This window comes from Microcystis sp. M53603_WE2, assembly GCF_030065435.1.
In genome coordinates this window covers 1-9,990 of record NZ_JASJFF010001007.1, presented here as the reverse complement: position 1 = coordinate 9,990, position 9,990 = coordinate 1, and the positions used below count along the sequence as shown (strand labels likewise).

The window sequence follows — 9,990 nt, the reverse complement described above, 5'->3', positions numbered from 1 at the left end:
GAAAAAACTGAAATCAAGTCAGGATAAGGGTTGGAGTGCTTACTGCAAAAATTGTTAAGAAAGATCCCTATAAGGGATAGCTTATCAAGGGGGGCAGGGGGGATCAAACCCCCCAGGTAATTGACCCCCCAACCAATACACTTGTACTATAGCCTGCCTAAAAAAATTCCAGAAAAGGGAATGAGGAAAAAGAGAGAAAAAAAGGGGAAAAGGGTTACAGGGTTCTCCCGAATACGCAGACTACCCGAAAACCGTAACCGTAGCTGCGGAGGTCGCGGCGGTAGCGGAAGTAGCGAACCGCGGAACGGCAGCCATCAGGATTGAAGCCCCAGGAACCGCCCCGCAATACACAATATCGGTTATCTGTCAAGAGTTCATTTATACTATTTAATAAGTTTTGATAACGATTATCAATATTTTTTTCGTCCCAAACGCTCCCGTCTGTGGGCGGTGCACCTTGATAATCACCGTGCCACGGATCTAAACACCACTCCCAAACATTCCCGTGCATATCGTACAGCCCGAAGGCGTTGGGGGGATAGGAGCGGACGGGGGTGGTTTTCTCTGGGGATTTTTTCGCCTTTTCTTGTTGATAGACCTCTGAACTATTGTAATTCGCCAGTTCTGCCGTGATCGTCTCGCCAAAGTGGAAGGGAGTGGTTGTTCCCGCTCTACAAGCGTATTCCCACTCGGCCTCACTCGGTAAACGGTAATTTTTTCCCGTGTGACGGGACAGACGGGCGCAGAATTCGATCGCATCGTACCAACTCACGGACTCGACGGGGTTGTTATCGCTTTCCTTAAAGCGCGCGGGGTCTGGATCGAGGTCTTTTCCCTCCCTCGGTAGGTGGGCCACGAACCGCCATTGCGCCCGGGTAATCGGAGTCTGGCTCAGGTAGAAGGCACTGACGCTCACGGGGTGTTGGGGTTTTTCAAACTCGGAATCGCCCTTTTCTCCCGGTGAACCCATCAGGAATTCGCCCCCCGGGATAGCAACCATAGTCAGGGGTTCGATTCCCTTACCTAGGGGTTCTTGGTAGTAGTAGGCCTCCAGGGATTCTCTTTTGGTAATTATTCCCCGTTTATTGACGTATAGGGTCTCGAAGGGGAATTTTAGGAGTTTTTCCGGGGTCAAGATTTCCTGTTTTCGCTGCCTCACTCTCTCCTCGATGTTTTGGGCGATATCGGCGTACTCTCCCCCCCAAGTGCGGAGAACAGCCGCGTCCACCTCAGCGAAATAGAGAGAGCGATCGCTGACTGCATCCGCTAGAGAACCCTGTGGATTGGGGATTAGAGCCGAAAAATCGCGAAATTCGCCGTAATGGTCGCGAATATAATCGCCGATGCCGCGCCAAATATCGATCGTGCGTCTAGCGGCACTATCTGCCAACAGTAGCTGACGAATGCCGGGGTAAAAATCGTACCAAGCATCCGGAACCGTCGCTCCCTCCGGACTAAAGGTAGATTTTTCGACCAGTCCGCTAAAAAAGACCTCCGCTAGATGCCAATGTTTACTATCGGGTAAAAATCGCCGCTGTGCCAATCGCATCACCGGAGGAATCAGGGGAACGGCCGCCAGCACTTTAGCCAGTTCTCGGGCCAAGGGACTGGCATCGATTAAAAAGCCTCTCAATAACTCTTCCGGGGGTTCCGCTTCCGGAGCGGCTGCCTCTTCTTCTCCGGTTTCACCCATATTCACCCCCGCAGTGGTTGCTCCCATTAAAACCCCCTGAATGGAGTTACCACCGCTCCCAGCGATAAATTTCGCCCAGGTTGCAAAGTGAGCAGGGGATAGATTGAAAATGGGGAACCGATAGAGAATCTGCTTCGTGCGGAGTCTTTCCCCCACTTGCAGTATTGCATTGGCAGAAGCGGGACCCGGTGCGATCAAAGGCCGGAGGATCGCTCCCTCTAAAGCGGTTCGTTGCCATAGCTCCTGCGGGAAAATGTGAGCGATGGTGACGGGGTGTTCTTTGCCCAGATCCGCTAGGGTGGCGAAGGCAGACCTCGATCGCCAAGCTTTCCCCAAAGTATCGGTTAGGACGATAAAAAGTCGGTTTCCAGAGGGTGCAACCAGACTGCGAGGGTTCCGTTCGATTTGCCCCGCACCAGAAAGCAAACGAGCTTCATTTTCACCCGTCTCGAACCACCAAACCCGCACATCCCTAAAAAAGCCTTGCCAACGGAAGAGAGTGGTCATTCCCCCCGCTAGATCTCCCCAAAATTCCATCGGGGGAGAGCGATCGATCAACAGGTGAACCTCTAACCAACGTTCTAGGGGGGGTCGGAAAGCGAGCATCGGTAATCCCCCCGCTTCGGCCGTCCGTTCCACTGTAACCTCGATATCCAACTCGTCGGCCCGTAATCCAGGCACGCGACGCGCTAGGGGGAGAATTGCCTTACTGATGGCGGTGGGTTCGGGTATCGGAAAGGGATCGGGGACGCGAACGGGAGAAGAACGATCGCTCTCGACCGAATCGCGCTTCCGGGAGGTCTGCGTCTGGCGATCGATGTTTTCGGGATAGGCAACGGGGAGCGTTGGCTCGATCGCTCCGGGGGGAGGGGTTTTTTCACCGCTGCCGGATGACCGGTTATCCTCCTGATCATTAGATGAGTTCGCTTCCGAATGTTCAGACTGCTCGATCGACCAAGGCGCGATAATTCGATCGAGGTAAGCAGCGCACCAGATCAGTTCTGCCATTTCCCTCTCGTCTTCCCACCAGATGGCTTTTTTCCCTTCCATCTCTCCCCCTACCCTTGCAAGGATTTAAAGATGGTGTCTAGCAGCTTGCTATCGGGGTCGGTGAGGTCGTTTCCCTGTAGTAACAGATAGACCGCGTTGAGCAGTTGATCGGTGGCTAGTTTGTCTTTGCGTTTAATTCGATCGAGAAATTTCCGGATTAGTTCTCTGGCCGGTTTTTCCAATTGATTCAGGCTCTCCGGGGGGAAACGTTGCTCTAGTATCCGATAGAAATCATCCTCGTTGTCGGGTTGTTCGAGTCTTAAACGCAAACATCGACGCAGGAAAGCGGGGGGAAACTCCCGGGCCTCGTTACTGGTCATGAATACTAGGGGGAACTCCTGACAAGACACACAACCTCGATCGATCGGGATTTTTTCCTCGCTGTCGTCCTGTTGACCGCGATAGGGAAGAACGGATTGGTCGCCGGTTTTTAATCGTGTCAATTCTGGGATCTCAAAAAATCCCTCCTCGAAAATATGGAGGAGATCGTTAGGCATATCGATATCGCTTTTATCGATCTCATCAATTAGCAGCACCGCCGGTCGTCCGGGACGGGATCGATAAAAAGCCATCCCCATGGGACCTAATCTTAGATAGCTGCCGATATCTGGTTCCTCGTACTTTCCCCCCTCTCCCACTTTCTGTCTTTGTAGGGAAGCTTCCTGTAACCGTCCGATCGCATCGTAGGCATAAAGACCCTCTTTAAGGGTGGTGCGGGAAACGATCGACCAACGGTAGGGGCCGGGTAGTCCCAATTCCCGGGCAACTGCGTAGGCCAGGGAAGTCTTGCCGGCGCCGGGGTTGCCCTCAATCAGTAGGGGACGACGCAAACAGAGGGCAGCATTCACCAATTCCACCGCTTTCTTATCCGCGACGAATCCTAAAGCCCTAGGGTCGATTTTTCCCTGTTCGGGCGGTATTTCCTGCGATTTTGCCGCTTTTGTCCATTCTTCCGGGGACAGGCTAAAACTGCGCCAAGGGGGTGGCGGTGGGATGCGATCGAGGTGTTTTCTTTGTTCTTCGGGTGTGGGTAAACTGTTCGCGCTCAGGGTCAAACCCCGATAGATGCGAAGTTCTTCTGCTTTGGTAACTGGTTTATTGGCCATTGGATTCCACCACTCTCGTGTTTAGAGGTCTCGGTCTCGGGGCGGGTTTGGGGTATAGATCGTCCCAGAAAAGGGCGATTTTTCGCTCGTTTCTGCGTAATTCTTTGATCTTATCGGGCCAGTTTTTCCATTCCGAGGGTTTTAGATCGTTATCTGTCATCGGTTGATTGGCGTTTCGACTCCAGACGGCGATCGGCAGGGATTCCACGATCTCTTCCAGATCGGCGATCGATGGTTCGGTTCCGATGTAGTAATGTTTCTGGTCAAGATCGCTATTATTTTCCCATAAAGCTCTCTTGATCTCCTCGATCTTGTCGCGTATTTCTCGGAAATCTTCATCGAAATAGCGATCGAAGGAGTTAATAAAAACAGGATACTCGTATCCGATAGATGGCCCCTCACCGGTTCTAAACTTAATATCTTCTAGGGAGTGTTTCAGCAAAGCAAATGGAAGGAAAAATTCAATCTCTAGTCTCGCTCGATCGGGTAAATAGTAAAATATTTCAGGAATTACCTGATAGAAACTATCTTGCATTTCTTCTATCATAAAACCTTGTTCTTTTTTATAGATATTCCATAACTTAATTTTATTGTTTATTCCCACAAAAAACATCGTATTTACATGAAAATATTCTGTTTGTAAGCCAGTATTATTATGTTTATCAATTGCGGGTGAGATTACAATTTGTATTCTTCCTTCTAGTTCGATATTTTTATTAAATTTATCCCACAATTCTCTCGCATATTTTTTGATTGTGTCTAACTGCACACCATCCCTATATCGAATAGCTTCACCTTTCCAAGTATCAATATCTTCAGCAATATCTAGGGTTTCATTCTTAAATAACTTCAATCTGCACCATTCAGAAAATAAAATCAAAGGACATATTTCTTGATTAACTGGCTTACTAGACAAATCTTTTAGTTTTTCTATAAGCTCTTGTATGTTTGAAATAGATGACGATTTGGGATCCTCATAGACTAACAGAAAAGAGTTGATTAAGAATAAACTATTATCGGAATTAATATTTAAAATATTGAAAAGTTTTTCGATTAAATTAAATCGTTGATTTTCCCATTTTTGGTCAGCTTTAGGATAAGTAGGAAAAAAGATAGCATGGGTTTCAATTCCTAGCGCAGAATAATTAACACGCTGATTACTGTCAACATTTTGGTTCATTTTATGAACCAACCAACCTAGATCGACATATCCAGAGTGGGAATAAAAATCGATCGCTTCTATATCATCGAGAGCTTGTTGCAGCGATCGGGATAAAACGCCTTCGATCGCTGTATCTTTTGACCTACAAGCTGCCATAACATGAATAGCTATATTAGCTCCTTGAACCGCTTCATATTGTTTTATCGCATCGCTAACGAATTTTATAATATCTCCCGCACCACTTTGGGAGTAACAAGTATCAATAATATAGAGAACTTGAGAGATGGTTACTTGCTTATTTTTAATAGGACGAACTAAGTCTTGAGTCGGTAAAGCCGTTGAAGGTATATCGTCACTATTTGTGTCTTCCAGTATGAGATAATGTCCATCACCTTGACAATATTCGCCATGACCGGAATAGTAAAAAATAAGAATATTTTTCGTTCCATGTCGCTCTCTATCCCGAAGCCAATCAGGGAATAATTTTTTAAGATCGTTAGTTGTGGGATTCAAGTGTAAACTTGGCAGAACTCTTTCATATCCAAAACCACTGGTAAACAGACTGTTCACCAATTCTAAATCCGTCTCGACGCTGGGTAATTGCTCGAATGCGTTGTAATCCTTTGTCCCACAAGCGATTAGATAATACTTGGTTTCTTCATCCATATCATTGCCCATCAATCGATTAAGTAGCTGGTTATAATTAAATTAAAAATGGATTTTAGGTTCGATCCCCCCTTAGTCCTAGAGTTGATTCATAGTAGGGTTGATTCATGAATCAACCCTACCCTTAGTCCCCCCTTGATAAGGGTGGTGTCTGATAATTTTTAACACCTACCTACTTAACCCCGATCGAATCGCTTCCCCAGTTTCAACCGCCGTAAGATAGCTTTTGGCATCATGAGCCTCGCAGCCATTATAAACTAACTTATCCTCGACAGTTCCCTCAAATAAAGGGTTGAGTTGCTTTGTCAACGCCACCACATCGCCATCGTCCGCGATATTTACCCATCTTTTCACATTTCCGGGCCAGCGCCCCAGGTTATTGCGGGGGGATGGTTGCAGTCGATCGAAAATTAATTGTCTTATCCCCAAAGGAGAACCGAGAGTGACAAAGACTTTAATCGGCCATTCTGGATGCTGACATAAAGTTTCGTAACAGACGATCGAACCGAGAGAATGAGCTACAAGTACCCGCGTATCTTCACCGATACATTCTATTACTCGCTCTTGAATCTGCTGTTTTAGCTTTCGATCGTGTAAATAGCCCCCTACTTGCTTAAGATAAGAAATAACCAATTTCTCGGCAATGCTACCGAAAAACCGAGATTCACTTAACCCCGACAAAGCTCTCTGGATAATTTTTGGGGTAGATTTTTCTCTCAAAAGGCTATCCGCATTGGGATGATTATTTTCCACTCGTTCCGTTTCTTGCCACCACGACTGGAGTAATTCTTTTTCCCAATCGGAATCGATATCATTAACATCGTAGTTCGGGATACCGATCGCTTTCGATTTTCCCCGAAAAATATCTCCGTAAAACGCGCAACGAAAATCAGTATCGGACTTTAACTCGGTTCCCGCGAGTTTCAATCCATCCTTGAGACTTGGCAACCACTCAGCACAAATCGTGTGGCTACCCCTAAATTCTTGCGCGATACCGTGAACACCGACAATTTTAGCCATGATCGTGCGGTTACAGAGCTTCCCTATCCCTGTTGATTTTCAATTTTAAATGGTTTTTCCCACTTTAGACCGAGAGCAAATTTAAAAACTGCCTTGCTTCGATCGCCTTGTCAGTCGAGATAGGGTTTGCTGAAAAAGCTTTTCCTGGGGGCAGGGTGTGGGGTGTGGGGTGTGGGGTGTGGGGTTTTACCCATTTTCAGGGGGTCAATTACCTAATTTTCAGGGAAAAAGTCCCGGAATTTTCCCCCCAATCACTCCAAAGGTCGGCACTTTTTGAGGGAAAACAAGTCTAAAAACCCTATCCAACAAGGTTTTTAGATTTATTCAGCAAACCCGAGATAGACCGTTCAAAAACAGCAACCAAACCACCACCACCAACCAATGCAGCACCGAGATCGTCCAGAGAGAACCAGTCAGCCAATAGACGACGGTGCAAGTTAATCCCAATAAAGCCGCTAAAATCAAGAAAATAGGCTGAAAAAAAGTCGGATTGCCCTTTTTGTAAAAAATAATTGCATTGAGGGGATGATAGACGGTAAAAAGCGTGATGCTGACCAAAGCAGAGAGGATCAGGTTAGCTGTGGAAGTTGCCGTTTCCGGATGGGGAATTAACAGCACCCGAAAGACGAATTCCTCCCAGAATGCCGGGAAGAAAAAACAAAAGACGAGCATTTTCAGTATCTCTAACGGTCTCCGTTCGGGGAAGTGCCAACGTAAAAAACCCGACCGGAAACCGATGGTCAGGGCGATCACAGCGTACAATCCCAATCCGATCGCCGTCACCCCCCAATCCCGACCGGTAAGGGGCAGCACGAGCGCGCCCAAAGTGCGACGGAGCATCGGTGCGATCATCGGCATTTCCCCGAATAACTTGGTCGGTGCGAGGGGTAAAATCTCCGGCATCGCTCCCCCAACCTGATTAGTACGGAGGAACCAGAGAGTAGCTCCTGACCGCAAGAAAATCTCACCGATCACGTCATTGCTGCCTCGCGGTAACATCGAGCGCCAGCTTAGTAGAGCGTTGGCCAGTGTATTTTCCCGAATCAAGCCTTTTCCGCGACTATCGGTGATACCGGCGAGAATTTCGGCGTTTTGCCGCCAATCGGCCCGGATCACCCCCCGGGGAGCTAATACTTGTTCTAAACGATCGCCCAATTGTCCCAAACGTTGAAAACGCAAGGTTTCCGGATCGTCGGCATGGGTTGTCAACCAAGCGGCGATCTTTGGATCGGTTTCAAACTGGTGGCGCAGGGTAGCGATCGTGATATAAAGGGCCTGATTCGAGTCCTGGACGCAGGAAGTCGCGGGGGTAACACTAGAAACCCCGGTCCCGTCCCCGATCCGGTAGCGAGCCATCATGATCTCTAACTGCTTGTGGAATTCTGTCAGGGGGGACAGAGAAACCCCACCGAAGTGGTAATCCTCCAATAGGTCTAATTTCACGATCGCATCGGATAGGGGTCGGGAATTAAGCCATCCCCGCTCTAAACTACCCGTATAGTTCGCCCAACTCTGATAACCGGATAAAATCCCCTGGGGATTGTGAGCGTACACCTGATCATAATCGAGCTGCCACTGCAGCTCTCCCGTCAGGGCATCCCGAATCACTTCGTAGAGAAAATAGGAAAAATGACCCGTTACCGTTCCCAATTGTATTGATTCGCCTTTTTTACCGCCGATCCCGCCGAAAATATGAATTCCTATGCCTTTATCGCCCTCTTTCCATGATTTTTTTTCACCCTCCAGCAGGACTGTTACCCGACTGGCGGTTCCTTTGCGGGATGGGGTATCGTTCCAAGTGCCGCGGGCGATGTAATCTTGGCCCGATCGCAGCCCAGTCAGGGTTTCCGTCGGTTGCAGTTGAAACAGCGATCGAGGTTTGATTGCTTGAACAGTAAAGAGTTTATCCCGTCCCCGCGCCCCGTAGATATACCAGCCCTGCTTTCCTTCGCTCGCTGCTGCTAACTGTCGGGGGGTGGAGATAAAACGTCCTCCGGAAACTAAGGGTTGTTGGGGAATGCGGATCACTTCCGAGGTGCCGTCGAATTGTCCACTGTCGCGGTTATAGTGTTGCACTCGGAAAAGTTCGCTCCCACAGGGGGGTGAACCGGGGCAAACCTTGGGGATGTCGCTGGGGGTTCGGGGGGGAGCTTCGCCGATAATTTTCACCAATGCCACAAAGCGCCCAGTAACGATCAAGGGCATTCGCTCCACTTGTAATGACGTTTCCCCGATTTCTGCATCGGGAAAGCTGACCACCACATCATCGAGCGGTCGCGATCCGGCCAGCGCTTGCAGTGGTCCGACCCCTGAACGACCATTCAAGCGAGTCGGTAGGATATTTCCCTGTTTTTCACTCTCGATCGCCTCTGGAGTGAAGCGAATATCCTTAGTAACCAGTCCTAAATATCGAGCCAGTGCCGGGGATTGCCGCCAACCTAAACGAACTTTTTGACCGACTAAATCCGGCCGGGGTGCTTGGTAAACCTGCAACCAAGTCCAATCTTCCCCCGGTGTGGCGGAATATTCCTCCGGTTTTGGCAAAATCAGGCGACCGATCCAAGGGGCGATCGGGCGATACCATCGCGGATCGAGGGATTGCTCTAGGGGAAAATAGCCCGGTTGATTGACCGCTAACCGACTCATGATCCAGTAGTCAGCCTTGGCTTCTTCCACGGGGCGCGGACTGAACAGAAACACCGCTAGAGCGATCGCCGCCAGCGAGAGAAGTATCCAGACAATCCGGGAAATCGTTCTTTTCATGGTATAGCTGACGCTCATCGATCGAGTCAGGTTTCTCCAGCCTACAGCGTTTAGACTAAGTAGCTGGTTATAATTAAATTAAAAACGGATTTTGCCTTTAATCCCCCCTTGATCCCCCCTTAATAAGGCTATCCATTAGTCGGATCTTTCTTAACAAAAAGAGAAGAAACTTAAAAAAAGGGGAAACGATTGATAGGTATAGTTTTGAAAGAAGGAATTAAGGTGGAGGTAAGCAAAAAAATGGAGAAATGGGCAGCCCAAGAATTACAGTATGCAGACCTAGGGGACACCAGAAGAAAGAAAAGGTTAATCAGTATCGTAGAAAACTTGGCCAGTCAACCTAGTACAAGTGTGCCACAAGCCTCGGGAAATCTAGCCGCCGCCAGTGCCACCTACGACTTTGGGAATTCCCCCTATTTTCACCCCTCAGATATAATTGCCGCCCAAGCTAAAAGTACAGTAGAAAGAACCAAAGAACATCCAATAGTTTTGGCAGTGCAAGACACAACAAGTTTAGACTTTACGGCTCT

At 48.4% G+C, this 9,990-nt stretch carries 6 protein-coding genes; 1 reads left to right on the top strand and 5 read right to left on the bottom strand.

All coding sequences use genetic code 11. From position 1 onward, the window contains the following. Positions 1–214: 214 nt before the first annotated feature. The 5 genes from PX481_RS21290 to PX481_RS21270 all read right to left on the bottom strand — a co-directional run bounded on the left by PX481_RS21290 (position 215) and on the right by PX481_RS21270 (position 9,478). On the bottom strand, positions 215–2,743 hold the full coding sequence (locus PX481_RS21290; protein WP_288095858.1) for an SAV_2336 N-terminal domain-related protein: 2,529 nt from the start codon (positions 2,741–2,743) through the stop codon (positions 215–217). Between the two features lie 8 nt (positions 2,744–2,751). After that, positions 2,752–3,849, bottom strand: coding sequence for an AAA family ATPase (locus PX481_RS21285; RefSeq protein WP_288095856.1), 1,098 nt, complete (start codon positions 3,847–3,849; stop codon positions 2,752–2,754). After that, positions 3,839–5,689: a VMAP-C domain-containing protein gene (locus PX481_RS21280; RefSeq protein WP_353852213.1), complete on the bottom strand. Its 1,851-nt coding sequence runs from the start codon at positions 5,687–5,689 to the stop codon at positions 3,839–3,841. Before PX481_RS21280 ends, PX481_RS21285 begins: the two co-directional genes overlap by 11 nt. Before the next feature lie 156 nt (positions 5,690–5,845). Beyond that, the gene (locus PX481_RS21275) at positions 5,846–6,697 is read right to left on the bottom strand and encodes a hypothetical protein (RefSeq protein WP_288095852.1); all 852 of its coding nucleotides are present in this window, start codon (positions 6,695–6,697) and stop codon (positions 5,846–5,848) included. Positions 6,698–7,021: 324 nt separating this feature from the next. Next, the gene (locus PX481_RS21270) at positions 7,022–9,478 is read right to left on the bottom strand and encodes a CPBP family glutamic-type intramembrane protease (RefSeq protein ID WP_288025166.1); all 2,457 of its coding nucleotides are present in this window, start codon (positions 9,476–9,478) and stop codon (positions 7,022–7,024) included. Between the two features lie 222 nt (positions 9,479–9,700). Between PX481_RS21270 and PX481_RS21265 the strand changes: the two genes are divergently transcribed. Then, positions 9,701–9,990, top strand: a 290-nt coding sequence (locus PX481_RS21265; RefSeq protein WP_288095860.1) for an IS4/Tn5 family transposase DNA-binding protein, incomplete at its 3' end; no start/stop codon positions are given.

Coding starts and splice junctions, on each gene's coding strand:
- PX481_RS21270 (WP_288025166.1), bottom strand. CDS start 9,478: ATGAGCGTCAGCTATACCATGAAAAGAACGATTTCCCGGATTGTCTGG.
- PX481_RS21280 (WP_353852213.1), bottom strand. CDS start 5,689: ATGGGCAATGATATGGATGAAGAAACCAAGTATTATCTAATCGCTTGT.
- PX481_RS21285 (WP_288095856.1), bottom strand. CDS start 3,849: ATGGCCAATAAACCAGTTACCAAAGCAGAAGAACTTCGCATCTATCGG.
- PX481_RS21275 (WP_288095852.1), bottom strand. CDS start 6,697: ATGGCTAAAATTGTCGGTGTTCACGGTATCGCGCAAGAATTTAGGGGT.
- PX481_RS21290 (WP_288095858.1), bottom strand. CDS start 2,743: ATGGAAGGGAAAAAAGCCATCTGGTGGGAAGACGAGAGGGAAATGGCA.